Origin of the sequence: Streptomyces sp. NBC_01431 (assembly GCF_036231355.1) — a bacterium.
GTDB lineage: Bacteria > Actinomycetota > Actinomycetes > Streptomycetales > Streptomycetaceae > Streptomyces.
The window spans coordinates 4,113,620-4,139,543 of record NZ_CP109496.1; the positions used below are offsets into that span (position 1 = coordinate 4,113,620).

Annotated in this window: 24 protein-coding genes and 2 tRNA genes; 17 read left to right on the forward strand and 9 right to left on the reverse strand. The window is 68.4% G+C overall.

The genetic code is table 11. The features are described from left to right. Nucleotides 1–18 precede the first annotated feature (18 nt). The 4 genes from gyrA (at nucleotide 19) to OG522_RS18905 (ending at nucleotide 4,060) form a co-directional block, all read left to right on the forward strand. Nucleotides 19–2,616 carry a DNA gyrase subunit A gene (gene gyrA, locus OG522_RS18890; protein ID WP_329464149.1) on the forward strand — a complete coding sequence of 866 codons (2,598 nt, stop codon included), beginning with the start codon at nucleotides 19–21 and terminating at the stop codon, nucleotides 2,614–2,616. Between the two features lie 87 nt (nucleotides 2,617–2,703). Continuing rightward, the gene (locus tag OG522_RS18895) at nucleotides 2,704–3,267 is read left to right on the forward strand and encodes a DUF3566 domain-containing protein (protein WP_329464150.1); all 564 of its coding nucleotides are present in this window, start codon (nucleotides 2,704–2,706) and stop codon (nucleotides 3,265–3,267) included. A gap of 100 nt (nucleotides 3,268–3,367) precedes the next feature. Further along, nucleotides 3,368–3,441, forward strand: a tRNA-Ile gene (locus OG522_RS18900). 349 nt (nucleotides 3,442–3,790) lie between these two features. Beyond that, nucleotides 3,791–4,060: a hypothetical protein gene (locus OG522_RS18905; protein ID WP_329464151.1), complete on the forward strand. Its 270-nt coding sequence runs from the start codon at nucleotides 3,791–3,793 to the stop codon at nucleotides 4,058–4,060. 473 nt (nucleotides 4,061–4,533) lie between these two features. Here OG522_RS18905 and OG522_RS18910 read toward each other — a convergent pair whose 3' ends face one another. Further along, a complete protein-coding gene (locus tag OG522_RS18910) occupies nucleotides 4,534–5,091 on the reverse strand; it encodes a DUF6344 domain-containing protein (RefSeq protein WP_329464152.1) in 558 nt (185 codons plus the stop codon). Nucleotides 5,092–5,313: 222 nt separating this feature from the next. Here OG522_RS18910 and OG522_RS18915 point away from each other — a divergent pair, with 222 nt between their 5' ends. Together OG522_RS18915 and OG522_RS18920 are read left to right on the forward strand one after the other, a co-directional pair. After that, a complete protein-coding gene (locus OG522_RS18915) occupies nucleotides 5,314–5,448 on the forward strand; it encodes a DLW-39 family protein (protein WP_003958712.1) in 135 nt (44 codons plus the stop codon). Nucleotides 5,449–5,687: 239 nt separating this feature from the next. Beyond that, nucleotides 5,688–6,950 (forward strand): hypothetical protein, encoded by a 1,263-nt coding sequence (locus OG522_RS18920; RefSeq protein ID WP_329464153.1) that lies wholly within the window; start codon nucleotides 5,688–5,690, stop codon nucleotides 6,948–6,950. Between the two features lie 19 nt (nucleotides 6,951–6,969). Here the strand turns inward: OG522_RS18920 and OG522_RS18925 are convergent, their stop codons facing one another. After that, entirely contained in the window at nucleotides 6,970–8,331 is a 1,362-nt protein-coding gene (locus tag OG522_RS18925; protein ID WP_329464154.1) for a serine/threonine-protein kinase, read from the reverse strand. A gap of 30 nt (nucleotides 8,332–8,361) precedes the next feature. Then, nucleotides 8,362–8,910 (reverse strand): helix-turn-helix transcriptional regulator, encoded by a 549-nt coding sequence (locus tag OG522_RS18930; RefSeq protein WP_329464155.1) that lies wholly within the window; start codon nucleotides 8,908–8,910, stop codon nucleotides 8,362–8,364. A 152-nt stretch (nucleotides 8,911–9,062) separates the two neighbouring features. Here OG522_RS18930 and OG522_RS18935 point away from each other — a divergent pair. The 3 genes from OG522_RS18935 (at nucleotide 9,063) to OG522_RS18945 (ending at nucleotide 10,867) form a co-directional block, all read left to right on the forward strand. Further along, nucleotides 9,063–9,135 (forward strand) — tRNA-Ala (locus OG522_RS18935). Nucleotides 9,136–9,769: 634 nt separating this feature from the next. Then, the gene (locus OG522_RS18940; RefSeq protein ID WP_329464156.1) at nucleotides 9,770–10,327 is read left to right on the forward strand and encodes a hypothetical protein; all 558 of its coding nucleotides are present in this window, start codon (nucleotides 9,770–9,772) and stop codon (nucleotides 10,325–10,327) included. Between the two features lie 180 nt (nucleotides 10,328–10,507). Next, nucleotides 10,508–10,867: a hypothetical protein gene (locus OG522_RS18945; RefSeq protein ID WP_329464157.1), complete on the forward strand. Its 360-nt coding sequence runs from the start codon at nucleotides 10,508–10,510 to the stop codon at nucleotides 10,865–10,867. Nucleotides 10,868–11,233: 366 nt separating this feature from the next. Here the strand turns inward: OG522_RS18945 and OG522_RS18950 are convergent, their stop codons facing one another. Further along, a complete protein-coding gene (locus OG522_RS18950; RefSeq protein WP_329464158.1) occupies nucleotides 11,234–11,572 on the reverse strand; it encodes a MerR family transcriptional regulator in 339 nt (112 codons plus the stop codon). Nucleotides 11,573–13,245: 1,673 nt separating this feature from the next. Next, nucleotides 13,246–13,950 (reverse strand): DUF5324 family protein, encoded by a 705-nt coding sequence (locus tag OG522_RS18955; RefSeq protein WP_329464159.1) that lies wholly within the window; start codon nucleotides 13,948–13,950, stop codon nucleotides 13,246–13,248. A 293-nt stretch (nucleotides 13,951–14,243) separates the two neighbouring features. Here OG522_RS18955 and OG522_RS18960 point away from each other — a divergent pair, with 293 nt between their 5' ends. Next, complete coding sequence (locus OG522_RS18960) at nucleotides 14,244–14,777, forward strand: peptidylprolyl isomerase (RefSeq protein WP_329464160.1); 534 nt, start codon at nucleotides 14,244–14,246, stop codon at nucleotides 14,775–14,777. Nucleotides 14,778–14,862: 85 nt separating this feature from the next. Next, complete coding sequence (locus OG522_RS18965) at nucleotides 14,863–15,753, forward strand: rhomboid family intramembrane serine protease (protein ID WP_329464161.1); 891 nt, start codon at nucleotides 14,863–14,865, stop codon at nucleotides 15,751–15,753. A gap of 302 nt (nucleotides 15,754–16,055) precedes the next feature. On the opposite strand, the gene crgA is transcribed toward OG522_RS18965, so the two are convergent. After that, a complete protein-coding gene (gene crgA / locus OG522_RS18970; RefSeq protein WP_329464162.1) occupies nucleotides 16,056–16,310 on the reverse strand; it encodes a cell division protein CrgA in 255 nt (84 codons plus the stop codon). Nucleotides 16,311–16,447: 137 nt separating this feature from the next. On the opposite strand from crgA, the gene OG522_RS18975 reads away from it, so the two are divergent. The 6 genes from OG522_RS18975 (at nucleotide 16,448) to OG522_RS19000 (ending at nucleotide 20,748) form a co-directional block, all read left to right on the forward strand. After that, the gene (locus OG522_RS18975; protein ID WP_329464163.1) at nucleotides 16,448–17,227 is read left to right on the forward strand and encodes a DUF881 domain-containing protein; all 780 of its coding nucleotides are present in this window, start codon (nucleotides 16,448–16,450) and stop codon (nucleotides 17,225–17,227) included. 24 nt (nucleotides 17,228–17,251) lie between these two features. Then, nucleotides 17,252–17,944, forward strand: a complete 693-nt coding sequence (locus OG522_RS18980; protein ID WP_329464164.1) for a class E sortase — start codon at nucleotides 17,252–17,254, stop codon at nucleotides 17,942–17,944. 68 nt (nucleotides 17,945–18,012) lie between these two features. Further along, nucleotides 18,013–18,192, forward strand: coding sequence for a hypothetical protein (locus OG522_RS18985; RefSeq protein WP_329464165.1), 180 nt, complete (start codon nucleotides 18,013–18,015; stop codon nucleotides 18,190–18,192). Next, complete coding sequence (locus OG522_RS18990; RefSeq protein ID WP_329464166.1) at nucleotides 18,189–18,827, forward strand: aminodeoxychorismate/anthranilate synthase component II; 639 nt, start codon at nucleotides 18,189–18,191, stop codon at nucleotides 18,825–18,827. The genes OG522_RS18985 and OG522_RS18990 overlap by 4 nt, the downstream gene beginning before the upstream one ends. Continuing rightward, nucleotides 18,824–19,984, forward strand: coding sequence for a class E sortase (locus OG522_RS18995; RefSeq protein ID WP_329464167.1), 1,161 nt, complete (start codon nucleotides 18,824–18,826; stop codon nucleotides 19,982–19,984). Before OG522_RS18990 ends, OG522_RS18995 begins: the two co-directional genes overlap by 4 nt. 26 nt (nucleotides 19,985–20,010) lie before the next feature. Continuing rightward, a complete protein-coding gene (locus OG522_RS19000; protein ID WP_329464168.1) occupies nucleotides 20,011–20,748 on the forward strand; it encodes a class E sortase in 738 nt (245 codons plus the stop codon). 101 nt (nucleotides 20,749–20,849) lie between these two features. Here the strand turns inward: OG522_RS19000 and pknB are convergent, their stop codons facing one another. From pknB to OG522_RS19015, 3 genes are all read right to left on the reverse strand, one after another. Beyond that, nucleotides 20,850–22,847, reverse strand: coding sequence for a Stk1 family PASTA domain-containing Ser/Thr kinase (gene pknB / locus OG522_RS19005; RefSeq protein ID WP_329464169.1), 1,998 nt, complete (start codon nucleotides 22,845–22,847; stop codon nucleotides 20,850–20,852). A 188-nt stretch (nucleotides 22,848–23,035) separates the two neighbouring features. After that, nucleotides 23,036–24,496 carry a peptidoglycan D,D-transpeptidase FtsI family protein gene (locus OG522_RS19010; RefSeq protein WP_329464170.1) on the reverse strand — a complete coding sequence of 487 codons (1,461 nt, stop codon included), beginning with the start codon at nucleotides 24,494–24,496 and terminating at the stop codon, nucleotides 23,036–23,038. Beyond that, nucleotides 24,493–25,908 (reverse strand): FtsW/RodA/SpoVE family cell cycle protein, encoded by a 1,416-nt coding sequence (locus OG522_RS19015; RefSeq protein ID WP_329464171.1) that lies wholly within the window; start codon nucleotides 25,906–25,908, stop codon nucleotides 24,493–24,495. Before OG522_RS19015 ends, OG522_RS19010 begins: the two co-directional genes overlap by 4 nt. Nucleotides 25,909–25,924 lie beyond the last annotated feature (16 nt).

Genomic DNA, 25,924 nt, shown 5'->3' on the forward strand with positions numbered 1-25,924 from the left:
AGGACTTGAGAACCAGCAATGGCCGACGAGAACACACCCGCCACCACTGAAGCCACCGAGGAAGGCCCCGTTCTGCGCATCGAGCCCGTCGGGCTCGAGACGGAGATGCAGCGCTCCTACCTCGACTACGCGATGTCCGTCATCGTCTCGCGTGCGCTGCCGGACGTGCGGGACGGTCTGAAGCCCGTCCACCGCCGCGTCCTGTACGCCATGTACGACGGCGGGTACCGCCCCGAGAAGGGCTTCTACAAGTGCGCCCGCGTCGTCGGTGACGTCATGGGTACGTACCACCCGCACGGCGACTCCTCGATCTACGACGCGCTCGTGCGCCTCGCCCAGCACTGGTCGATGCGCATGCCGCTGGTGGACTCCAACGGCAACTTCGGTTCCCCGGGCAACGACCCGGCCGCCGCCATGCGGTACACCGAGTGCAAGCTGATGCCGCTGGCCATGGAGATGGTCCGGGACATCGACGAGGAGACCGTCGACTTCACGGACAACTACGACGGCCGCAACCAGGAGCCGACGGTCCTGCCGGCGCGCTTCCCCAACCTGCTGGTCAACGGTTCGGCCGGCATCGCGGTCGGCATGGCGACCAACATCCCGCCGCACAACCTGCGCGAGGTCGCCGAGGGTGCCCAGTGGTACCTGGCGAACCCGGAGGCCTCGCACGAGGAGCTCCTGGACGCGCTGATGGAGCGCATCAAGGGCCCCGACTTCCCCACCGGCGCACTGGTCGTGGGCCGCAAGGGCATCGAGGAGGCGTACCGCACCGGCCGCGGCTCCATCACGATGCGCGCGGTCGTCGCGGTCGAGGAGATCCAGAACCGCCAGTGCCTGGTGGTCACGGAACTGCCGTACCAGACCAACCCGGACAACCTCGCGCAGAAGATCGCCGACCTGGTCAAGGACGGCAAGGTCGGCGGCATCGCGGACGTCCGCGACGAGACCTCCTCGCGCACCGGCCAGCGCCTGGTGATCGTCCTCAAGCGGGACGCGGTCGCCAAGGTCGTCCTGAACAACCTGTACAAGCACACCGACCTCCAGACCAACTTCGGCGCCAACATGCTGGCGCTGGTCGACGGCGTGCCGCGCACGCTCTCGATCGACGCGTTCATCCGCCACTGGGTGACGCACCAGATCGAGGTCATCGTCCGGCGTACGAAGTTCCGGCTGCGCAAGGCCGAGGAGCGGGCGCACATCCTGCGCGGCCTGCTCAAGGCGCTGGACGCGATCGACGAGGTCATCGCGCTGATCCGGCGCAGCGACACGGTCGACGTGGCGCGCGAGGGCCTCATGGGCCTGCTCTCCATCGACGAGATCCAGGCCAACGCCATCCTTGAGATGCAGTTGCGCCGGCTCGCCGCCCTGGAGCGCCAGAAGATCGTCGCCGAGCACGACGAACTCCAGGCGAAGATCAACGAGTACAACGCGATCCTCGCCTCGCCGGAGAAGCAGCGGGCGATCGTCAGCGAGGAACTGGCCGCGATCGTCGACAAGTTCGGCGACGACCGGCGCTCGGCCCTGGTGCCGTTCGACGGCGACATGTCCATGGAGGACCTGATCGCCGAAGAGGACATCGTCGTCACCATCACCAACGGCGGCTACGTCAAGCGCACCAAGACCGAGGACTACCGCTCGCAGAAGCGCGGCGGCAAGGGCGTGCGGGGCACCAAGCTGAAGCAGGACGACATCGTCGACCACTTCTTCGTCTCCACCACCCACCACTGGCTGCTGTTCTTCACCAACAAGGGCCGGGTCTACCGGGCCAAGGCCTACGAACTGCCCGACGCGGGACGCGACGCGCGCGGTCAGCACGTCGCCAACCTGCTCGCCTTCCAGCCGGACGAGAAGATCGCCCAGATTCTCGCGATCCGCGACTACGAGGCGGCGCCCTATCTGATCCTGGCCACCAAGGCCGGCCTGGTGAAGAAGACCTCGCTCAAGGACTACGACTCGCCCCGTTCGGGTGGTGTCATCGCCATCAATCTGCGGGAGACCGCGGACGGCGGCGACGACGAACTGATCGGCGCCGAGCTGGTGTCGGCCGAGGACGATCTGCTCCTCGTGAGCAAGAAGGCGCAGTCCATCCGCTTCACGGCCACCGACGACGCGCTTCGCCCGATGGGCCGCGCCACCTCGGGCGTCAAGGGGATGAGTTTCCGAGAGGGCGACGAACTGCTCTCGATGAATGTCGTCCGGCCCGGTACGTTCGTCTTCACCGCAACCGATGGCGGGTACGCGAAGCGCACCCCCGTCGACGAGTACCGCGTCCAGGGTCGCGGCGGCCTCGGTATCAAGGCCGCCAAGATCGTGGAGGACCGGGGTTCGCTGGTCGGTGCGCTGGTGGTGGAGGAGAGCGACGAAATCCTCGCCATCACGCTCGGTGGCGGTGTGATTCGTACGCGAGTCAACGAGGTCAGGGAGACGGGCCGTGACACCATGGGCGTCCAACTGATCAACCTGGGCAAGCGCGATGCCGTGGTCGGTATCGCCCGTAACGCCGAGGCGGGCAGCGAGGCCGAAGAGGTCGACGGAGCCGATGACGCCGAGGGCGCTACTGCCGAGGCTGCTGCCGAGGGCGCCCAGCCTTCGGCCGGGGAGCACGAGGAGTAAAGCGTGAGTGGAGCCACGGGCGCCGGAGCGGCCGCTTCCGGAGCGAAAGGTGCCCGTGGCCCTGCCGCGGACTCCCAGGGGGTAACGGTGACGGACACCCGGGGGCCTCAGGCCCGCACGGAGTACGAGGGCCACGCCAACGGGCCGCTGCCCGGTGAGCGTGAGCGGCCCGCACAGGGCCAGCAGCCCTACCACCCGCCGCAGGCGTATCCAGCGCCTCAGCGGGGCAGTTCGGGGGCGGCGGTCCGCCGGCCGCGTACGGGGGCGCGTACGACGCCCCGAACGCGCAAGGCGCGGCTGCGGGTGGCCAAGGCCGACCCGTGGTCGGTGATGAAGGTCAGCTTCCTGCTGTCCATCGCGCTCGGCATCTGCACGGTGGTCGCGGCGGCGGTGCTGTGGATGGTCATGGACGCCATGGGCGTCTTCTCGACGGTCGGCGGCACGATCAGCGAGGCCACGGGCTCGAACGAGTCCAACGGCTTCGACCTCCAGTCGTTCCTCTCGCTGCCGCGGGTGCTGCTGTTCACCTCGATCATCGCGGTGATCGACGTGGTGCTCGCCACCGCACTGGCGACGCTCGGCGCCTTCATCTACAACCTCTCGGCCGGTTTCGTGGGTGGCATCGAGCTCACGCTGGCCGAGGACGAGTAGCCGCTGCCCACAGCCGTCCGGCTATCGATTTTGGGACTGGCGGTCCCGTGCGCTAATCTTCAGAGGTCGGCGCGCGGGACACACTCCCGCAAGGCGCGGCGGGGCTATAGCTCAGTTGGTTAGAGCGCATCCCTGATAAGGATGAGGCCACAGGTTCAAATCCTGTTAGCCCCACAGCAGACCTGACACAGGTCACAGGCCCGGTAGATCTCATGATCTACCGGGTCTTCTGCATGTCCTCCTGCCCCACCCTGCCGGCCCGTCTGTTGCCGCCTCGGCTCTCGTCGCCGGACTCGTCGGCGTGCCTCCGGGCGCCCGGTACGAGGGACGCCCATCCTCGGCGAATGGTTCCGGAATCCAGAGGTAAATTAATTATTGCTTTTCCGGGGGCGTGCGTTTTTTATTCGCAACCACTTCGCGCTCCCGCGCGCCTGACCATCCCTTGTATTCCGTCGAGCTATTGGTGATAAAACTGTCGTTGTCCAACTCGTCGAATAGTTCTATTAATCAGAAGGGTGGAGTCATGATTCAAAGTGTCAAGCGTGTGATCGCTGTGGGTGCTGCTACTGCCGCGCTGGCCGCCGGAGTGGCTTTCTCCTCGGTCGGTACCGCGGAGGCTGCTCAGTCGCACGGGATCGTGGCGGCGCACGGTGGCAAGGAGAGGTGCCACGTGGTCAAGGGCTACTGGACGAAGACCTGGCACAAGCCCTCGCGCGACCGGCACGGCAAGGTCCACCCCGGGTACTGGACGAAGACCTGGCACAAGGCGCGCAAGGTCTGCGAACGACGGTAATGTCCGCCTACTCGCGCAAAGAGTATGTGAGGCCTCTTTAAAAAGGTCGCCAAAATCACGCGGAGCCCTCAGGGGGAAATCCCTGGGGGCTCCGTGGTATTTCTCCGGCGCTATTTCTGTGTATTTGCTGTGCGGAGTGTTGCAGGGCTGGGAGTGGCGATCTCGCGGCCGGGATCTGCTGCCTGGACCGCGATAAAGGAGAGCGTCGGGGAGTCATACGGTGTTGATCAAGGCGGGGGCGTGAGGCAGTGGGCCTACACGACACGGGGAGTGCTTGCGTCTGCACGACATGGAGAAGGCCGCCGGTGCGAATCCGGCCGCCCCGCTCCTTCAGGCAGGCCGCCCTGCGGCGTGCACGGCGCGGAAGTCGTCTCCCCGTGCACGCAGGACCGCCTCCGTGACCCAGAAAACACCGAAGAGCCCGGCAACTCGGGGGAGTTGCCGGGCTCGCAGCTCGGGCAGAGCGGGGTGGGTCAGGAGGTCATGGCCTCCGGCCCTGGGCCATCCGCGGGGGCGGCGGGGTTCGGAGCCTCCGGCCTGGACTCATCCGAAGGCCGAGCGGGGTTCGGGGCGTCGCGCCCCGGACCATCCGCGGGGTTCGGGGCTTCGGCACCCGGACCATCCGCCGAGTTCGGGGCTTCGGCACCGGGATCGGTCGCGGGGGCGGCCTCGGGCTCATCCGCTTCCGTCGGGGCGTTGTTCTCATCGGCGCCCTCGCTGGGCGTGTTCGGGTCGTCGGCCGCGTCGCGGACGTCGGTGCGCTGGCGGGAGGAGGGCGAGGCGCCGTGTGCCTCGGCGCGGATGCGCTGCTTCATGGTGGGCGGCAGCGCCGAGGCGGCGGGCAGGGCCCAGTGCACGGCAGGAGCAACGGAGGCGGGGAGTTCGCTCCGGTTGTACGTCACGTCGTGTTGCGGTACGGAAGCCGCGGGGGCGGCGGCGGAGGCCTGACCGGCGAAGCCGAGGGCTGCGAACAGGGCGACGAACATGCTGATGAGGGCCGTCCACCACGTCGTGAGCTTGCTGGTTGCCATGACTTCCTCGCTTCTTCCGTGAGCAGGGTGTGCTTTTGGGTTGCCCGAATTGCGTTGTATCCGATGATGTGCGGGCAGTGCGGAGGAGGCGAGGAGCGACGCACCGTATCGCCGGATCTTCCGATGAACTACACACGGATGGAGCATCACCGATTGATATCGATCGGTGTGTATAGTCGGGCGGCAGAGGTCCCTTACGTCAAGGAAAGACGAGGTCGCGCGGTGAAGAAGCTTCTCCTGGTCGCACTGGCTGCCATCGGCGGGCTCCTCGTGTACCGCCAGATCCAGGCGGATCGCGCCGAGCAGGATCTGTGGACGGAGGCGACCGACTCCGTGCCCGCAGGTTCGGGTGTGTGAGACGAAGACCCGGTTGCGAAGCCCCGGCCACTGATGTGGCCGGGGCTTCGTGCTGTCCCGGGGCGGGTCCGTCCCCGGGCGCCGGTGTGTTCACGTAAGCGAATGGCTGACTTGCGAGGGCAAAGGTGGGGCGGGGCGACGTGAGGGCGAGGCACAACAGGTCCTGGACCGTGGCGGACGGGTCGCGAGCGACGGCGGGCAGCAGGTCGCGTGCGGCCGCACGCAGCAGGACCCGGGCAGTGGGGCGCAGGATCGGGGCGGTCGCAGGCGTGCTCTGCGCGCTGCTCGTGTCGCCGGGCCCCGCGCACGCGGCCGGGCAACCGCAGCCGTACCGGTATCCCGGCGGTGTGCAGGACGTGGCGGGGGCGGCGAAGAACACCGACGGGCCAGTGCTGAAGCCCGACACTGCCTATAGGTCGGTCATCAAGCCCCAAGGCAAGCTCTATTTCCAGGTCGTCCTGGACGGCACGAGCGACGCCTATGTGTCGGCGGTCGCCGTGCCGGGCCCGCCGGGTGCGAAGCTCGCGTACGGCGACTCCATCAAGGTGTCGCTCCAGAACGCCGACGGCGACACCTGCGACTCCCAGCGCCGTTCGATCGGCTCGGCGCAGTACCCGCACCCCATCGCCGCCTACGCCTATCGCGCGCTCCGCCGAAGCCTGTCGACCTGTCAGGAACCCGGCACCTATTACATGGTGGTCGAGCGGGAGAGCGATGCCGCCTCCACGCCCGGCGACTGGGGTCTGGAACTGCGCTACTCGACCGAGCCCACGACGAAGACCGCCGGGCCGAGTACGGCACCGTCGGGCTGGCCCTCCGGGTCACCGGCCGCGCCGACCGGCGCCCCGCAGCGGCGTCACGGCGGCAGCGGCTTCAACGACGCGACGGCCTTGTCCGAAGGACAGTGGAGGGACTCGATCCGGCCGGGCGAGACCCTCTTCTTCAGCGTGCCGCTCGACTGGGGCCAGCAGGTCTTCGCCACCGCCGGCCTGGGCAGCATCGCCACCGCCAAGGACGGATACGTCGGCAGCGCGCTGTCCCTCCAGCTCTACAACCCCGGGCGCGGGCTCGTCTCCGGGGCGTCGGCTCCGTACGACGGAAAGCAGAAGGAGGCCGCGCTAGAGCCGCTGGCGCCGGTCGCCTACGAGAACCGGTACGCACCGGCCGACCAGGTCTCGGCGATGCGCTTCAGCGGGTCCTACTACCTGGAAGTGTCACTCAGTCCCGAGGTCGGGCAGACCTTCGGGGACACGCCGTACGACGTGACGCTGGGGCTGACCGTCCGGGGACAGGCGAAATCCGGCCCGGCATACGCGGGGCGGGCTCCCGATTTCGGGACGCCCGCGCCTTCTGCCGATGACAGCGCGATGAAACTCCTCGCAGCCGTCGCAATCGGCACCGGCACGGTGCTCGTGGCCGGGCTCGGAGTGTGGACGCTGGTGGCCCGCAGGCGCGCTGCAGCCCCCGCGCCCCAGAGGTTCGGACCGCCCGCGGCCTGGTAGGCGCCCCTGGCCCCGACCCTCAGGTCTGGGCCAGCGCCCAGAACCCGACCGCGAAACACACCAGCGCCACCAGGAGCACGGGGACCGCGACCTTGACGGGAGGCCCCGGTCGGCGCGGCTTGAAATCACCGCCAGGGACGGGAACGTGTGGGGGCGGCGGCGCATTGGGATGAGGCGTCACCGGGACATATGGCGTCGTCGCAGAGGGGTACTGCGCTGTGTATGGGGTGGTGGGCAGAGTTCCGAAGGTGTGTTCGTAACCCGGGGCCGGTTCGTACGCCGGGGACGGTTCGTACGGCGGGGCCTGGGTGGGGGGCGTCGGAGGTTGGGACTGTGCAGGCTGAAGGCTGCCGGGGTCGGCCTGCGGTTGTGCGGTCCAAGACGCCAACCCGCTTGATGGCTGGCCTTGTTGATGGGCCGCCGCTCCCAAATGGCGGTGTTGGCCGGAAAGTTCCCGTCCCTCGTCCCCGCGTACGGAGTCCGGCGCGTCCGGCGTCGCCCGATCGGGGCCCTTCTCGGTGCAGCCGGGCGGCAGGGGGCCGATCTGGTCGAAGACCTCGACGGGTTCCTCGTCCGGGTCCTGCTCGGGGAGCAGTTCCACCGCGGAGGCCAGCGCCTTGCGCGCCCCGGTCGCCGTGCGGAACCGGTTCTGCGGGTTCGGCTGGAGCAACCCCGCGAGAACCTGCCAGAGCGGCTCAGGAATGCCCTGAGGGGCTCCCGGAGTGCCGTGGGCGGTGAAGTGTTCGACGAGCGCCCGTGCGTCCGGCTTGCTGCCCTCCAGGAGGTACAGCGCGACCAGGCCGACGGCGAACAGGTCGGCCGGGAAGTCGGGCTCCGCGCCCATCAGCTGCTCGGGAGCGAAGTAACCCGGCGTCCCCACCACGTAGTTGGTCTCGGTGAGACGGGGCTCGTCCTTGCGCATCGCGATGCCGAAGTCGGAGAGCTTGAGGTGCGGGCGGCCGTTTCCGGTGGCCTCCAGGAGGATGTTGGCCGGCTTGATGTCGCGATGGACGACGCCCTCCGCGTGCACCGCCGCGAGACCGGCGAGGAGCTGGTCGAGCAGAATGCACACGAACCGGGGCGGCAGCGGCCCGTAGTCGCCGATCAAGTGGGCCAGTGAGCCGCCGCCGACCAGGTCCATGGTGAACAGGACCTTGTCGTCGTCGGCGGCCCAGCTGGCCGGGGCCAGGACGTGCGGATGGTCGATCCTGAGGGCCTGCTCGCGAACGAACCGCAGCAGGGTGTGGGCGTCGCTCTGCTGGAGGACCTTGGCCGCCACGTAGCGGCGCCGCCGCCGGTCCCAGGTGCGCCAGACGGCTCCGGCCCCGCCCCGGCCGACCGGGTCGATCAGCTCGTACCGACCGGCGAACACCTCACCCACCCGACGCCCCTTGGATCGATCCGACCGTTGTCAGCTCTGGTGTGCCTCGTAGTGCGAGACCGCCTCAGCGGTGCGCCCCGCGCCGTACACCCGGAGGAACTCTGCCAGTTCGGGGTGGGCGGGGGCGAGGGCGTCGGCGGCGTCGATGATGTCGCCCGCGGCCGCGACGGAGCGCAGCAGCGACTGGATCTCGCGGACCACGCGGCGTACCGTCGGCGCGCCCGAACTGGACGTCGTCTGGCCGGTGTTGGTCAGTACCGAGCCACCCTGCGACTTCTTGATCTCTTCCATGCGGTCGGTGGCCTCCACGGCACTCACACTGCCGTCGGCGACCTGCCCCGCCAGATCCTGGAGGGCCTGGACGCGCTGCACCACGGCGGGATTGCCGATCTTGGCGCGCTGCCCGCTCATGAGCTGTGACAGCATGGGCGCCGAGAGCCCCAGAATGGCGGCGAGCCGGGCCTGGTTGAGCCCGAGGTCGTCTATCAGCCGACGGAAGAGCGCCCCCAGCGGTTCTCCGTACCAGCTGCGCTGAAGCTCCCTGGCTCTGGCGGTCGCTTCCTGCTGTGCTGCGTCCATTGCGCGTCTCCCCATCGCTTCCCCATTGAGGCCGCTTCACGGGTGCGAACCTCGCCGAGCATCTTACGGAGCGTGGTCGTTCACCGGGAGTCCCAATCCTTTTGCGAGATCCCCCGCTGCACCCGGTACTCTGTTCCCGCAACACCTCATCCGGGGCCTTAGCTCAGTTGGTAGAGCGCTGCCTTTGCAAGGCAGATGTCAGGAGTTCGAATCTCCTAGGCTCCACATTCACAGAGCCCCTCTGACCTGCGGAAACGTAGGGCAGAGGGGCTTCTTCGTGTGCTGGCAGGGCCGGTACGTCGGCACCAGGTACGGAGCCCCCTTTCGGGCGTCGGCGGCGTGCTGGTGGGCGCGGACGCTGGTGGAGCCGATCGAGGCGAGCCAGTCGATGTTCCCGGTCGCGTCCGCGTTCACCTGCGCCGTCGCTGCATCCGCTCGAAGACGGCGTCCTTGATCCGGCGGTGGAACCCGCGCGTGCGGGGAGGCCCGAGCCCCGTTTCGTTGAGGCGCGTCCCGCCGGGCCGCCCCGGTCCGGAAATTCCACACGACTCCGTTTATGACGGTCCGATACGACGGTCCGATCGTCCAGCCGCGGAAGCCCCGTCGAGGATGTCGGCAGCTACGGCCGCAACAGATCCACTCGGCAGCAGACAGCTCATGGTGATGTATCACCCCGCCCCACCTTGATCACCACCCGAGATCGCTTCGACGGCAGGCTCTGGATCAAGCGGAGGAGGGCGGCTCCCCCGGCCGGGGGAGCCGGTCCCTCCGTGCGGGGGAGGCCGCGGACCGGGATGGGCGGAAAGCTTGAAGGCAGCGGATGAATGCCCGACTCCCTTCTTCCCGTGGAGGATTGACCATGCGTGAGTTCCCCATCGCCGCTGCGCTCGTCAGCGCGGCCGTGGCCCTCGTGGCCGGAACCACCGGAGCCGCCGCGGCGGCTCCGGTACCGGCGCCCGCCCAGCACCTCGCCCTGCGCAGCTGGACCCTGCTCAACGAGCACGGCCCGGGGGCCAACGACGGTGAGCGGCTCACCGCCCGGGTGGACGCCCGGACCGTCGACGGCCGCACCCGGGGGCACGCGGTCGTCCAGCACGTGTTCATAGGGACGGGCACCGTTCGGGTCGAGTTCGATGTCGATTGCCTGGCCGTCGACGGCGGCGCTGTCACCGTCACCGGGCCGGTCGCCACGGCCACCGCCACCCCGGTCGGCGGCGGGCCTGCGACCACCGGGCCGACCGGCTGGCACCCCGAGACAGGGCTCACCTTCTACCCGGCTGACAAGCATGGCGAGCGCCGGGTCGGCTGGGCCGGCGCCAGCCTGTTGGACCCGAGCAAGCCCGCCAGCGCCACCAAGTGCACCCCGGTCCCGGCCAGCCTCTGGGTTATCGGGGGTGGGACCGTCGTTGGCAAGTGACGCCCAGCGCGTCTATTCGAACGCACGAGGCAGCAGGTTGGTGCCGGCCCGGCCTGAGAGAGTGGCCGAGCGGCGGAAGCCGGTGGGCCCGCGGCGCCGTCTGCGCGGTCCGATCTTGCAGGTTTCGTGGAGTACCACTGCTTCAGCTGATCGGACGGCTGGTGATTAGAATCGTCTCTCATGTCGAAGCCTGACGAACTGCTTGTTGACGTCGCCGCTCTGGTGGAGTCCGGGCACAGCAATCAGATGTCTCTGACCGTGGTCGCCTGTGGTGCTGTCATCACCGGGCGCCTGGCTCCCGAAGCTGTCTGGAGGCAGCGGGTGTCGGAGGTCCTGGCGGACTCGGCTCACCTGAGCGATTTCTCCACCGTGTTCACCGCTGCCACGCGCAGCGAGGGGCCGCCCACACATCTGCACTTCCACGTGGCGCGGATTCTGCAGGGCGCGGTGGGGATTCCGGAGACGGGCGGGATGTACCGGGTGGCGATCGAGGACGTCAGCGCCTGGACCGCCGGCGACTTCAGCTACTCCGACCACTGACCTACTGACCTCCTGACCGCCGGGAACGCCTCGTTGGTCCATGGCGGCCCTGGGAGACGCCAAACATCACGGTCGGGCCTTAGCCCTTCTCCGCGTTGAACCACAGCTCCCGCAGCCATGTCTCTTGCCCGCCCGGTCGATGCCGCCTCCCGCAACGCGCGGGAGGCGGGGATGATCGCCCTCTTGCCTGCGGTACGGCACAGCAAAACGCCCACGCCGAACGTGGGCGAAGCGGAGCTTTCGAACTGTGACAGCTGACGCGGGCGCTGCGCCTCCACACGCCCTGTCACCCGAGAAAACGAGCCAAGCGCCACACCCTCGACATCTGTGTACGGGACCGCCGGTACCCGGCGGGCGCGCGACACCTCAGACCGCGGGCGGTGAATTCACCGACTCGGCGGCCCGGCGGTATTCGGCATTGATGCGCTGGGCTTCTTCGAGCTGGTCTTCGAGGATGACGATGCGGCAGGCGGCCTCGATGGGGGTCCCCTGGTCGACGAGTTCGCGGGCGCGGGCGGCGATGCGCAGTTGGTAGCGGGAGTAGCGGCGGTGTCCGCCCGAGGAGCGGAGCGGGGTGATGAGGCGGGCTTCGCCGATGGCACGGAGGAAACCCTGGGTGGTGCCGAGCATCGCGGCGGCCCGGCCCATGGTGTAGGCGGGGTAGTCGTCGTCATTGAGACGGTTGAACGAGTCGTCTGCTGTCATTGCACCTCTTTCATGGAACGCGTTGAGGGGCCCGGGTGCCATCTGGCACCCGGGCCCCGAAGGAACTGCTACACCATCTGTCGGCCCTGGCATTGCGCCGACGTTCTGTATCCGCATGCGCACCCGGGAGAGGGCGTGGAATGCGGGGATCGCGGTTGCTTGACCGAAGACCACCTCACTATCGATGTCCTGCGGTACCCGGGTTCACGACTTCCACCCGGGCGATCCTGATGGCGTGGGGCTCCTCCGTTCTTCCCTCGGTGATCAACTACTTACTGAACGGGGGACTGCGTACTGCTGGTACTGCTCTACTACTGCGTACTGCGGTGATGCGAACTACCAGTGGCCTGCTACAGCGCCACTCCCGGCAGCCAGCCCCGTCGCCCATCCTGCTCTTGCTCTGGCTTGGAACCCCACTGCCGAGCTACCCGGTGCGCGCGCCCGCAGCCGACGCCTTCACCGGGGTACTGCTCACTGACTTCACTGCTGGATATAGCGGGTACTGCCACTGCGTTTACTGCGGTACTGCTCCACGGCGGCCCCTGATCACTGCGGGCCACCCGGTCCGGTCGTCAGCCCCGTCGCCGTCCTGCAAAAACGTGGCTTCGGAACTCCACCACCGCACCGTCCTGCGTACTGCACCTTCGCGTACTGCTTCCCGGCAGTTCGTCTCTGCCGGGCCCTGCTGTCCTTCTGGGTTACGAGAGAAACCATAGCCACGCCACCATCCAATGTCTACTTCCGCCAGCATAGATTTTCGTTCATTGGTCAGAGAGATAGTCGAGTTCGACCGCAGAAGGGGGTGCGAGACGGCCACCCCAGCCGGGGGGACACGCGCTCCGAGCAGCGCCGTTACGTCAACTGCCACGCCGCGAACATGTGGCCCTGGTCGTCTCGGAGTTCATCGCCAACGCAGTCCCGCAGCGGCGGGACATGCACCTGGAAGACTGACCCGGCACCCGGTCAGCGAGGTGGCCGCGCAGGACCCATAGTTCGCAAACGCCCCGCATGGCGCACCCCTGACCTGAACGGGTGGCCCTGGCGGCTATTCGTGCCCAGGTGTCGGCGCCTTCCCGACCCGACTGTCCGCATCGGCGGGCAATGGGCGGTCGGCGGCCCTCAAACGCATGGGGCGGCGCTGGTCTCGCCCCCTGATTCTTGAGTGCAACGGTTTGCTCCGCCAGGCCCGCCGCATCAGCGCGGAGGCCCATCGGGCGGCATGGAGCAGGCTGAACAGCAGCCCGAGCGCCGCGACCAGTCCTCCCTCATGTCGGCGCCACGAGCAGGACGTACTCGGTGCAGGGCACCACGAACAGGACGTAAACGTAGAGGAGCAGCAGTCGGCCGGTCGCGATGGCGAGCGGGGCCAGGCCGCGGGCGCGGCCTCCGAGGCGCTTGGCGGCCCGGCGGAGGCCCCTATGTCGGCGGGCGCCGCGCGCGATGATGCGGCGAGTTCGCGCTCACGTAGCCGGTTGAAGGTTGTGAAGGCCCTGGATGATCCGGCGGCGGTTCGGGGCCATTCAGGCGTGGGCATGCCACACGGCTGCCCCCCCGTGCGCCCCGGGCGTGATCACTGCCCTCTCTTGACAACAGCGGGCGCGCGGCGGCCTGTTGAGGTCGCCGGACGCCCGCTGCTGGTCTACCGGTCAGCGGTGCTTGTCCACAGACACGGATCAGTGGCCTTCGTCGCGCTCCGCGGCCTCGTCCGCCGCCTGCTTTGCCTGCACCTCGGGATCGAGGACGTCGGGGCTGCTGCCGTCCACCGAGGTGAGCGGCGGGCGGTGGGCGATCTCGGTCGGCTCCGGCGGCTCGACCAGCCAGTCCGGGTTGGCCTGCTTGTCCCACCACCGCCACGCGGCGAACGCGCCGCCCGCCAGGATGCCCACGACCACCAGGCCCTTGGCGAATCGTGCCGCCTTGGCCTGCCGCCGGTGCTTGCGCACGAGCTTCTCGATCTCCTTGGGCGAGACCTGGCCGCGCAGTGCCGCGAAAGCGGCCGTCGAACGGGACAGCGCCTCCTCGCGCAGGGGCTGGGCGGCGGCGACCGCCTGTTCCACGCGCGGTGCGGCGAACTCGGCGGCCTGCCGGGCGGCCCGGCGCGAGCGTTCAGCCGCCTGGTGGGCCACCTCGTCCACCCGGGCCGGCACCCGCGGCGCGATGTGGGCGCCGTACTGCCGATGGGCCTGGCGGCGCGCCTGCGACGCGGCGTGGGACACCTTCGGTGCGACGCGTACGCGCGCTTCCTGCGCATAGTGCTGCGCGTACTGCGCGGCTTGCTGCCTGGCCGAGTCGGCGTAGGGCGCCACCACTTCCGCGGCGTGCAGCACGCTCTCCTTCGCCGTTCCGGTTGCGGCGCGCACGCTCTCCATGCGGGTCACGTGATCCTCCTCCTTGGTGGCGGTTCGGTATGTCGCCTTTCCACCCATCTCGAAATCATGCCTGTCCTGCGGGTACCCGGCATGTGCGTCATGGCATCCGGGTGGGCCTGGCTTGTTTGAAGCAACTGCGCACGCGGATGGGGAGGGAGCTCGCCGACGACGATGCCACGGTCGCGCCCGGTGCGGGGCCGTTCGACGGGTATCCATCGATAACCGGGCGCTTTTCCACCGGGCGGTCCGGTCCGTGCGAGGATCGGGGGACGTTCAGTGCAGACCTCCAAGGAAGGCAGATCGTGGCCGACCAGCTTTACGCCACCCTGAAGACCAATCAGGGCGACATCGAGATTCGGCTCCTGCCGAACCACGCTCCCAAGACGGTCAAGAACTTCGTGGAACTCGCCAAGGGCGAGCGCGAGTGGACGAACCCCGAGACCGGCCAGAAGACCACGGCACCGCTGTACGACGGCACCGTCTTCCACCGTGTCATCGAGGGCTTCATGATCCAGGGCGGCGACCCGCTGGGCAACGGCACCGGCGGTCCCGGCTACGAGTTCGGCGACGAGTTCCACCCGGACCTGGCCTTCACCAAGCCGTACCTGCTGGCCATGGCCAACGCGGGCCCCGGCACCAACGGCTCGCAGTTCTTCATCACCGTCTCGCCCACCGCGTGGCTGACCGGGAAGCACACCATCTTCGGCGAGGTCTCCAACGACGCCGGCAAGAAGGTCGTGGACGCCATCGTCTCCACCCGGACCAACCCGCGCACCGACCGCCCGGTCAACGACGTGATCATCGAATCGGTCGTCGTGGAGAACCGCGAAGGCTGATCTCCGGCTCCGCAGGGAACCTTTCCGCCCCGCTCGTCCGTATGACGAGCGGGGCGGAGCTGCTGCACGAGGACGAGGGAGCCCGATGAACCAGGACCAGGATCAGGCGCGACGGGCCGGTCTGCCCGGCTGCTACCGCCACCCCGGCGTGGCGACCGGCATCAGTTGCGCCCGCTGCGAGCGCCCGATCTGCCCCGAGTGCATGATCAGCGCCTCCGTCGGTTTCCAGTGCCCCGACTGTGTGCGCACCGGCTCCGGCACCGGCCACGCCCCGACGGCCAGTCGGCCGCGCACTCTGGCGGGGGGTCTCCTCTCGGCCGGTGATCCGCAGCTGGTCACCAAGATCCTCATCGGGCTGAACGCCGTGATGTTCCTGGTCCAGGAGGTGGTCGGCGACCGGTTCACCGACGCGCTCTTCCTCCTCGGCAGGGCCGGCGTGCCGGGCTTCGACGGCCCGCAGGGCCTCGCCGAGGGCCAGTGGTACCGCCTGGTGACCTCGATGTTCCTGCACGGCGGCGTCGTGCACATCCTCTTCAACATGCTGAGCCTGTGGTGGCTCGGCGGCCCGCTGGAAGCCGCGTTCGGCCGGGCCCGCTATCTGGCGCTGTACGTCGTCTCGGGTCTGGCGGGCGGTGCGCTGACGTATCTGATCGCGAGCCCGCTCGAACCCTCGCTCGGCGCGTCCGGAGCGATCTTCGGCCTGTTCGGCGCCATGGCGGTGCTGATGCGGCGCATGAAGTACGACATGCGGCCGGTGATCGGGCTGCTCGTGGTCAACCTGATCCTCACGTTCAACCCGTGGATGGGCATCGCCTGGCAGGCGCACGTGGGCGGTCTGGCCGCGGGCGTGCTGGTCGGCATCGGCATGGTGCACGCCCCGGCGAAGCACCGCGCGCTCGTGCAGTGGGGCAGCTGCGCACTGGTGCTCGCCGCATCGGTCGCCATGGTCCTGATCCGCACCGCCGAGCTCACCTGAGCACAGCGGGTGCGAGCTTTCCCCAGAGTTGTCCACAGCGGGTGCCCGAACTTGTGCACTGGGTGGGGAATGCTTGTGCCCCTCGCTCCCGACCTGGTGATTTCCAGGCGGGGCAAGGGGCACAAGAGGGTGGGGACAACGGTGGAACCAGTCACACCGGCGTCAACTTCCCGGAAGTTATCCACAGATCGTCTGAGTTATCCACTCCCGGTGGATAGCGCTGTGGATAACTGGGGGCAGAGCTTGCTTCCGGGCGGGAAACCAGCCCTGCCGTCCCGGTCGGGAAGCCGGCGGGAACGCCGCTACTTCCACTGCGTGGAGACGCCGAAGCCACCTGCGATGAAGCCGAAGCCGACCACGATGTTCCAGTTACCGAGCGCCTTCAGGGGCAGATCGCCCTCGGTCACATAGAAGAGGACGATCCAGGCGAGCCCGATGAGGAAGAACGCCAGCATCACCGGGGCCACCCAGCCGCGGTTGCCCAGCTTTATGGCGGTGGCCTGCTTCGCGGGGGGCGGCGTGAAATCGGCCTTCTTGCGGATACGTGACTTCGGCACGAGGAACTCTCCTGTCGATGCGCTGCGTGACCGCGCAGGGAACTGTGGCGGCGCCGGGGGACGGGACTGCGGGGGAAGCCTCCCCCAAGCGTCCGTTAGCGTAGTGCTTCCGTGGCGCCGAAGGAGATAAGGGTACGTTGAGCAATTCTGCCGACTCCCCCGACGGGGTCCCCCAACAGCCCCGGCGCCGCTTGCGCGGTCGGCCCGTCCGGCTGCTGTCGGCCGCCGTCTTCGCGCTCGCCGGCCTCATTTTCGTCACCAGTTTCAACACGGCCAAGGGCACCAATATCCGCACCGACGCCTCACTCCTGAAGCTGTCGGACCTGATCAAACAGCGCGACCACAAGAACCAGGAGCTCGGCGAGTCCACCGCGGCCCTCCGCGGCGACGTGGACGCGCTCGCCCAGCGCGACGACGGCTCGACCAAGGCCCAGGACCAGCTCCTCAACGGCCTCAAGGACGCCGCGGGCACCGCGCCGGTCTCCGGCAAGGGCCTCACCGTCACCCTCAACGACGCCCCGCCCAACGCCACCGCCGCCCCCGGCTACCCCGCCCCGCAGGCCAACGACCTGGTCATCCACCAGCAGGACCTGCAAGCCGTGGTCAACGCGCTGTGGCAGGGCGGCGCCCAGGGCATCCAGGTCATGGACCAGCGGCTGATCTCCACCAGCGCCGTGCGCTGCGTCGGCAACACGCTGCTCCTCCAGGGCCGCGTCTACTCGCCCCCGTACAAGATCACGGCGGTCGGGGACACCGGGAAGCTGCGCGGGGCGCTCAGCGCCTCCAAGGCGATCCAGAACTACCAGCTGTACGTGACGGCCTACGGGCTCGGCTGGAAAGTCGACGAGCACAAGGCGATGACTCTTCCCGGCTACTCGGGCACAGTGGATCTCCACTACGCGAAGCCGGTGCAGTAGCGGCGCGGGAGGGGGCCACCGCCGATGTCCGTGCGGATCCTCGTGAGGTCGTTCAGCGAACTCTGCATCACCGTCGGAACCCTGATCGTCCTGTTCGTCGTGTACGTCCTGTACTGGACCGGGGTGAAGGCCGACAGCGCCGCCAGCGACCAGATGTCCGGCCTCCAGCAGCAGTGGGCGCAGAGCCCCCCGCCCCGCCCGGCCGCCCCGCAGAAGGCCGCCCGGCCGCCCGCTCCGGCCGCGTACACCGAAGGCCGGTCCTTCGCTGTCATGTACGTGCCCCGGCTCGGCAGGGACTGGCACAAGCCGGTCCTCGAAGGCACCGCCGTCAAGGACCTCCAGAAGGGCCTCGGGCACTACGCGAACACGGCACGGCTGGGACAGCAGGGCAACTTCTCGGTGGCCGGCCACCGGCGCACCTACGGCGACCCGTTCAAGGATTTTCCCGAACTGCGGCCCGGCGACGCGGTCGTCCTGCGCGACGACACCACCTGGTACACGTACCGCATCGACAACGTGCCCTACCGGACCGTGCCCAGCGACGTCGGTGTCATCGACCCCGTCCCGGCCAAGTCGCCGTTCCGCTCACCGGGCCGCTATCTGACCCTCACCACCTGCGACCCGGAATGGGGCAGCAGCCACCGCTTGATCGCCTGGGCACACCTCGACGCCACTCTGCCTGTGACACAGGGCAAACCCACAGCTTTGGCCGGGTGACCCCACACCGTCACCGGGGCCCTTAGTCTGGTGCCGTAACGATCGTCGGAAGGGACAGCGGGGACGGCATGTACGGCTGGATCTGGCGGCATTTGCCGGGCAACACATGGCTGCGGGCGTTCATCTCGCTCGCCATGGTGCTCGTGATCGTCTACGTGCTCTTCCAGTACGTCTTCCCGTGGGCGGAGCCGCTGCTTCCGTTCAACGACGTGACGGTGGATCAGGGGATGGGAGCCACAGGCCGGTGAACGCGCGCATTCTCGTGGTCGACAACTACGACAGCTTCGTCTTCAACCTGGTCCAGTACCTGTACCAGCTCGGCGCCGAGTGCGAGGTCGTCCGCAACGACGAGGTCCTGCTCGCCCATGCCCAGGACGGCTTCGACGGCGTCCTGCTCTCGCCGGGACCGGGTGCCCCCGAACAGGCGGGCGTCTGCATCGACATGGTGCGCCACTGCGCCGAAACCGGCGTTCCCGTCTTCGGTGTCTGTCTCGGCATGCAGTCGATGATGGTCGCGTACGGCGGTGTCGTGGGCCGGGCCCCCGAGTTGCTGCACGGCAAGACGTCGCCGGTGCTACACCAGGGCACCGGCGTTTTCGCGGGGCTCCCCTCACCCTTCACGGCGACCCGCTACCACTCGCTGGCCGCCGAGCCGGCGACCCTGCCGGACGCGCTCGAAGTCACCGCGCGTACCGAGGACGGCATCATCATGGGGCTGCGCCACCGTGAACTGCCGGTCGAGGGCGTCCAGTTCCACCCCGAGTCGGTCCTCACCGAGCACGGTCACCGGATGCTGGCCAACTGGCTGGTGCGCTGCGGCGATGCGGGGGCCGTCGAGCGGTCGGCGGGGCTCGCGCCGGTGGTGGGCAAGGCCGCGGCGTGACTTCGGTGCGCCCGGAGCACGAGTACGACCCGCTGACGGACCCGCTGCCACCCGGCGCGCACGGATCACCCTGGTTCCGCTCCGACAACCTGGCGCCCGACGCGTCAGCCCCCGTACAGGAGCCCGTATCCCCGGCCGTACCGGAGCCCGCACAGGACCCGCTGACGCAGGCTCAGCAGTGGTACGAGCCAGGTCCGGCACAACACCAGCAGGACTGGCGACCGGAGCCCCAGGCCCCCGCGCCGCTGCCCGTCGCCGAGCCCGAGATACCGATATCGGCGCCGATATTCCCCGTGCCGGCCGACGACGGAACCGTCGCGCTGCGGAGCGCGGCGGAGGTCCCCTCGCCCCCGCCGGTCACCGGGGGACGGGCCGAGCGCCGCAGGGCCGCCAAGGGCCGGGGGCGCCGGGCCGCGGCTCCGGCGCCCGCGCCGGCCGAAGTGCCCCGCACCCGCGCGGAGGCGCGCCGGGCTGCGAAGGCCCGCAAGGACAGCGCGGCGGTGATCGCCAGCCGGGTCATCGGGGAAGCGTTCATCACGCTGGGCGTGGTGATGCTCCTGTTCGTGACGTACCAGCTGTGGTGGACCAACGTCCGTGCCCACCAGGAGGCGGGCAGCGCCGCCAAGAAGATCGCGCAGGACTGGGCGGACGGCCGCAAACCGGATGCGTTCGCCCCCGGCCAGGGCTTCGCCCTCATGCACATCCCCAAGCTGGACATCGTCGCCCCCATCGCGCAGGGCACCAGCAAGGCGAAGGTCCTCGACAAAGGCATGATCGGCCACTACGACGAGGACGGCCTCAAGACGGCGATGCCGTCGGATCCGACCGGCAACTTCGCGGTCGCGGCCCACCGCAACACCCACGGCGAGCCCTTCCGGTACATCAACCAGCTGAAGCCGGGCGACAAGGTCGTGGTCGAGACGCAGGCCGCGTACTACACCTACGAGATCACCAGCTCGCTGCCGCAGACCCCGCCGTCGAACGTCTCCGTGCTCAAGCCGATCCCCACCGGATCCGGATTCACCCGGCCCGGCCGCTATCTGACGCTGACGACCTGCACGCCGGAATTCACGAGTACCTACCGATTGATCGTGTGGGGCAAGATGGTTGACGACCGACCGCGCAGCAAGGGCAAGCCCGACGCGCTCGTGGAATGACCGAACGGACAGCAGGGGCGGGTGCGGTGGCTACAGGAACCGACCACGAGGAGCGGACCGGCACGCCCGGACCGGCTCCGGTCCGGAGCAGGCGGCGCACCATCGCCGCCGTCATCAGCGTCTTCGGTGAACTCCTTATCACCGCAGGCCTGGTGCTCGGCCTGTTCGTCGTCTACTCCCTGTGGTGGACGAACGTCATGGCCGACCGCGAGGCCTCCGCGCAGGGCGACAACGTGCGCCGCGACTGGGCGGCGAGTGCCGGGCCCGGCGCGCTGGACACCAAGGGCGGGATCGGCTTCCTGCACGTACCGGCGATGAAGAACGGCGAGGTGCTCGTCAAGAAGGGCACCGACACCGACGTCCTCAACGACGGTGTGGCGGGCTACTACACCGACCCGGTCAAGGCGGCGCTGCCCGGTACGGCCAAGACCGGAAACTTCACGCTGGCGGCCCACCGGGACGGCCACGGCGCCAAGTTCCACAACATCGACAAGCTCAAGAACGGCGATCCGGTGGTCTTCGAGACCAAGGACACCTGGTACGTCTACAAGGTGTTCGCGGAGCTGACCGAGACGTCGAAGTACAACGTCGACGTGCTGCAGCCGGTGCCGAAGGAGTCGGGCGTGAAGAAGCCCGGCCAGTACATCACCCTGACGACCTGCACCCCGGTCTACACCTCGAAGTACCGCTACATCGTGTGGGGCGAGCTGGTGCGCACCGAAAAGGTCGACGCCAAGCGCACCCCGCCGGCCGAACTGCGCTAGCCCTCACGGGCGTTCGCTCCGGCTACGCATCCAGTGCCCCTACGCGACTGAGCCCCGGCCCCCGTGAGGGAGCCGGGGCTCAGTGCTGAGCGGGCGGCGGGCTAGGTCAGCGGTCCGCCGAAGATCGGGCCGCCGTTGCCGCCGCCGAGTGTGGTCAGCGTGATCGGCTGGTTCGGGTCGACCGTGGTACCCGAGCCGGGCGTGACGATCGCGACGCGCGCCTTCTCGTCGTTCGAACTGCCCTGTGAGAACTGGATGTTGCTGAAGCCCGCGTCGTTCAGCATCTGCGTGGCCTTCTTCACCGTCTGCCCGACCAGACCCTGAGGCACCTGCCCCTGCGTCTGGGGCGGCGTCTGCTGCGGGCCCTTGGAGACCTTCAGGACGATCTGGACGTCCTTGGCCTGGGGGGTGTTGCCGGCCGGGGTCATCGAGACGATCTGGTTGAGCGGCTTGTCGGAGTCCACGTCCTGGCGCGACACGTTCGTGAAGCCGAGGGCACTGAGCTGCTGGACCGCCGCGTTGTAGTCCGAACCCGTCACGTCGGGCAGCTTCGTGGTCTGCTTCTTGGCGATCGTGAGCGTGACCGTCGAGTTCTTCTCGGCCTGTGAACCACCCTGCGGATCCTGCGAGTCGACCGTGCCCGGCGTCGAGCTGGACTCGACCTCCTTGGTCTTCACCTGGAAGCCCTTGCTCTGGAGGAGCTGTGTCGCGCTGTCCTTGTCCTTCTGCGTGACGTCCGGAACCTCGATCTTGGGCGCGCCCGTGGACACGGTGACCGAGACGGTCTCGCCCTTCTTCATGTTGCCGTTGGCCGGGGTCTGGCTGCAGATGTTGCCCTTGGGCTGGTCCGCGCACGGCTCGTTCTTGGTCACGGACATCTTGACCCCGGCGTTGGTCGCCAGCTTCTCCGCGTCGCCCTGGCTGCTGCCGACGAGCTGGGGCACGCTCACCGAGGTGCTGTCGGCGCCGCCGTTGAAGACCGACTTGCCGATGAGGATCGCGCCGACGAGGACGAGGACGCCCGCCAGGACCAGCAGGATCGTCGAGGTGTGGGACTTCTTCTGGCGGCGCCGGTCGGGGCGGTCGTCGTAGCCGTAGCCGCCGTCGTCCGGATTGACCGGGGGCAGCATCGAGGTCTGGCCGGCCGGGTCGGTGGGCCGCAGCGCGGTGGTCGGCTGGTCGTTGCCGTAGCCGCTGTTGTAGCCGTCGTACCCGTTGCCGTAGCCGACCGCGCCGAGCGCGGCGGTCGCGGCGACCGGCTGGCCGTCGAGGTAGGCCTCGATGTCGGCGCGCATCTCGTCGGCCGACTGGTAGCGGTATTCGGGCTCCTTGACCAGCGCCTTGAGGACGATGGCGTCCATCTCGGGCGTGATCTCGGCGTCGAAGTTCGAGGGAGGCTGCGGCTCCTCGCGTACGTGCTGATAGGCGACCGCGACCGGCGAGTCCCCGACGAAGGGGGGCCGGACCGTCAGCAGCTCGTACAGCAGGCAGCCCGTCGAGTACAGGTCGCTTCGCGCGTCGACCTGCTCACCCTTGGCCTGCTCCGGAGAGAGGTACTGGGCGGTGCCGATCACGGCGGCGGTCTGCGTCATCGTCATGCCGGAGTCGCCCATGGCGCGGGCGATGCCGAAGTCCATGACCTTGACCTGGCCGGTGCGCGTCAGCATGACGTTGGCCGGCTTGATGTCGCGGTGAACGATCCCGTTGCGGTGCGAGTACTCAAGGGCCTGGAGGATGCCGATGGTCATTTCCAGGGTGCGCTCGGGCAGCAGCTTGCGCCCGGAGTGCAGCAGCTCACGCAGGGTCGAACCGTCGACGTACTCCATCACGATGTACGGGATGGAGACGTTGTCGACGTAGTCCTCGCCGGTGTCGTAGACAGCGACGATCGCCGGGTGGTTGAGCGAGGCGGCCGACTGGGCCTCACGGCGGAACCGGGCCTGGAAGGACGGGTCGCGGGCGAGGTCGGCCCGCAGCGTCTTCACGGCGACGGTGCGGCCGAGCCGGGTGTCGTGCGCGAGGTAGACCTCCGCCATGCCACCACGGCCGAGCACCTGGCCCAGCTCGTACCGGCCGCCGAGGCGACGCGGCTCTTCCATAGCTAATCCAGCCCTCTCCGTCTGTCCCGACCGTACCCATGGGTGGTCCGGCGGTGTGCTGTTCGCGCATACGCTACCGGGCACCGCAAGCCGATCAGCCCGCGACCGCCACCTGATACCGGACCGGTACAGGGCACGTGTGATGTTTCACGTGAAACAGGACGACGTTTCACGTGAAACAGCCCGGATCACTTCTTGCTGTCGAGCACCGCCTTCATCACGTCCTTGGCGATGGGGGCGGCGAGCTTGCCGCCCGCGATGTCGTCACGGGTCGTGTCCGAGCCCTCGATCACCACGGCGACCGCGACCGGGGAGCTGTCGCCGGCCTTGGCGTACGAAATGAACCAGGCGTACGGATTGCCGCTGTTGCCGACGCCGTGCTGGGCGGTACCGGTCTTGCCGCCGACGGTCACGCCGGGAATCTGGGCACTGGTGCCGGTGCCGTCCGAGACCACGAACTCCATCATCTTCTGGAGCTTCTGGGCGTTGGCGGCCGACACCGGCTGGCTCATCTGCTCCGGCTGGGTCTTGGAGAGCACGTCCAGGTTCGGCGCCTGGAGCTGGTCGACCATGTACGGCTTCATCAGCTTGCCGTCATTGGCGACGGAGGCGGCGACCATGGCCATCTGGAGCGGGGTCGCACGGTTGGACGCCTGCCCGATGCCCGCCATCGCGTTCTGCGGGCGGTTGTCCTTCGGGAAGACGCTGGCGTCCGTGCGGACCGGGTTGAAGATCTCCTTGTTGAAGCCGAACTTCTCGGCCTCGGCCTTCATCTTGTCGTTGCCGAGATCGTCGCTGATCTTGCCGAAGACCGTGTTGCAGGAGTACTGGAGGGCCACCTTGAGCGTGGCGTTCTCGCAGGGAATGTTGCCTTCGTTGTTCAGGGGCTGAGTGCTCAGCGGCAGTTTGAACGGAACCGGGGACCTGGTCGGCTCATCGATGGTGGAGTACAGGCCGTTCTCCAGGGCCGCCGCGGCGGTCACCACCTTGAAGGTGGAGCCGGGCGGGTAGGTCTGGCGCAGCGCCCGGTTCAGCATCGGCGCGTTCTTGTCGTCGAGCAGCTTCTTGTACGCCGCCGAGTCATTGCTGCTGCGCCCGGCGAAAGCGGCCGGGTCGTACGACGGAGTCGAGGCGAGCGCCAGGATGGCGCCGGTCTGCGGGTTGATCGCGGCGACGGCGCCCTTCTTGTCACCGAGCCCCTTGAAGGCGGCTTCCTGGGCGGCGCTGTTGAGCGTCGTGACGACGTTGCCGCCCTTCTTCTTCTCGCCGGTGAACATCGACAGCGTGCGGTCGAAGAAGAGCCGGTTGTCGGTGCCCGAGAGGATGCCGTCGTCGATCTTCTCCAGCTGGGTGGCGTCGAAGACCTGCGAGGCGTAGCCCGTGACGGGCGACCACATCGGGCCGTCCTTCCAGGACCGCTTGAACTTGTAGTACGTGTCCTGGGTGGCGACCGAGCCCGTGATGACCTGGCCGTCGGCGGTGATGATGTTGCCGCGCTCCACGGCGAAGCGCTCGATCTGCACCCGCTTGTTGTTGGCGTTCGCGTTCAGCTCGTCGGCACGGACGTACTGGAGCCAGTTGTCGCGGATCATCAGCGCGAGGACCAGCAGCCCGCAGAAGATCGCGATCCGGCGCAGGGGCTTGTTCACGGGCGGACCACCTGGGTCATCTCGGCGTCGGGGGACGGGGCGGGGGCCGGGGCGGGGCGGCGTGCGGTGTCGCTGATCCGGATCAGAATGCCGATCAGCGCCCAGTTGGCGATGACGGAGGAACCACCGGCCGCGAGGAACGGCATGGTCATACCGGTCAGCGGGATGAGTCCCATGACACCGCCGGCCACGACGAAGACCTGGAGCGCGAAGGCGCCGGAGAGGCCGATCGCGAGCAGCTTGCCGAAGGGGTCGCGGGCCGCGAGCGCGGTGCGCACGCCTCGCTCCACGATCAGGCCGTAGATCAGCAGCAGCGCCATCATCCCGGCCAGGCCGAGCTCCTCACCGACGGTGGAGAGGATGAAGTCGGCGTTGGCGGCGAAGCCGATGAGGTCGGAGTTGCCCTGGCCCAGACCCGTGCCGAGGGTGCCGCCGGAGCCGAACGACAGGATCGCGTTACCGATCTGCTCGCAGGCGCCGCTGGTCTTGTAGCAGGCGAAGGGGTCCATCCAGGCAGTGACGCGTGCCTTGACATGCGATTCAAAGGAGGCGACGCCGACCGCGCCGACCGCCGACATCAGCAGACCGAACACGATCCAGCTGGTCCGCTCGGTCGCCACGTACAGCATGATCACGAAGAGGCCGAAGAACAGCAGCGAGGTGCCGAGGTCGGTCTCGAAGACCAGGATCAGGATCGACATCGCCCAGATCACGAGGATCGGGCCCAGGTCACGCCCGCGCGGCAGGTAGATCCCCATGAAGCGGCGGCTGGCCAGCGCCAGCGCGTCCCGCTTCACCATGAGGTAGCCGGCGAAGAAGATCGCCAGGATGATCTTCACGAACTCACCGGGCTGGATCGATCCGAGCCCCGGAATGGTGATCCAGATACGGGCACCGAACTTCGCCGGGAAGAACATCGGCGTGATCAGCAGCAGCATCGCCACGACCATCGAGATGTACGTGTAGCGCTGCAGAACCCGGTGGTCCTTGATGAGCAGCAGCACCCCGATGAACAGGGCCACACCGAGCGCCGAGAACATCAGCTGGTGCGGTGCGGACGGGCTGAACGACCCGTACAGGCCCTTGGCCTGCGAGATCAGCCGGGGTGACTGGTCCAGACGCCAGATCAGCACGAGGCCCAGACCGTTCAGCAGCGTCGCCAGCGGCAACAGCAGCGGATCGGCGTACCTGGCGAACTTGCGCACCACCAAGTGCGCGACACCTGCCATCAGGCCGAGGCCGAGGCCGTACCCGAGCATGCCGGAGGGCAGGCTGCCGGTCATGGCAAGCCCCACATTGGCGTACGCGAACACCGGGATGGCCACGGCGAAGATGAGCAGGGCCAGCTCGGTGTTGCGGCGGCTCGGTGCTTCGATCGCGCCAATGGTGGTCGTGTTGGTGACAACGCTCATGATGTGGAAAGGCCCC

What these genes read in the sequence shown, in the direction of transcription:
- gyrA (WP_329464149.1), top strand. Translation starts at nt 19, where the DNA reads ATGGCCGACGAGAACACACCCGCCACCACTGAAGCCACCGAGGAAGGC.
- OG522_RS18905 (WP_329464151.1), top strand. Translation starts at nt 3,791, where the DNA reads ATGATTCAAAGTGTCAAGCGTGTGATCGCTGTGGGTGCTGCTACTGCC.
- OG522_RS18910 (WP_329464152.1), bottom strand. Translation starts at nt 5,091, where the DNA reads ATGGCAACCAGCAAGCTCACGACGTGGTGGACGGCCCTCATCAGCATG.
- OG522_RS18930 (WP_329464155.1), bottom strand. Translation starts at nt 8,910, where the DNA reads ATGGACGCAGCACAGCAGGAAGCGACCGCCAGAGCCAGGGAGCTTCAG.
- OG522_RS18940 (WP_329464156.1), top strand. Translation starts at nt 9,770, where the DNA reads ATGCGTGAGTTCCCCATCGCCGCTGCGCTCGTCAGCGCGGCCGTGGCC.
- OG522_RS18945 (WP_329464157.1), top strand. Translation starts at nt 10,508, where the DNA reads ATGTCGAAGCCTGACGAACTGCTTGTTGACGTCGCCGCTCTGGTGGAG.
- OG522_RS18950 (WP_329464158.1), bottom strand. Translation starts at nt 11,572, where the DNA reads ATGACAGCAGACGACTCGTTCAACCGTCTCAATGACGACGACTACCCC.
- OG522_RS18965 (WP_329464161.1), top strand. Translation starts at nt 14,863, where the DNA reads ATGAACCAGGACCAGGATCAGGCGCGACGGGCCGGTCTGCCCGGCTGC.
- OG522_RS18980 (WP_329464164.1), top strand. Translation starts at nt 17,252, where the DNA reads ATGTCCGTGCGGATCCTCGTGAGGTCGTTCAGCGAACTCTGCATCACC.
- OG522_RS18985 (WP_329464165.1), top strand. Translation starts at nt 18,013, where the DNA reads ATGTACGGCTGGATCTGGCGGCATTTGCCGGGCAACACATGGCTGCGG.
- pknB (WP_329464169.1), bottom strand. Translation starts at nt 22,847, where the DNA reads ATGGAAGAGCCGCGTCGCCTCGGCGGCCGGTACGAGCTGGGCCAGGTG.
- OG522_RS19015 (WP_329464171.1), bottom strand. Translation starts at nt 25,908, where the DNA reads ATGAGCGTTGTCACCAACACGACCACCATTGGCGCGATCGAAGCACCG.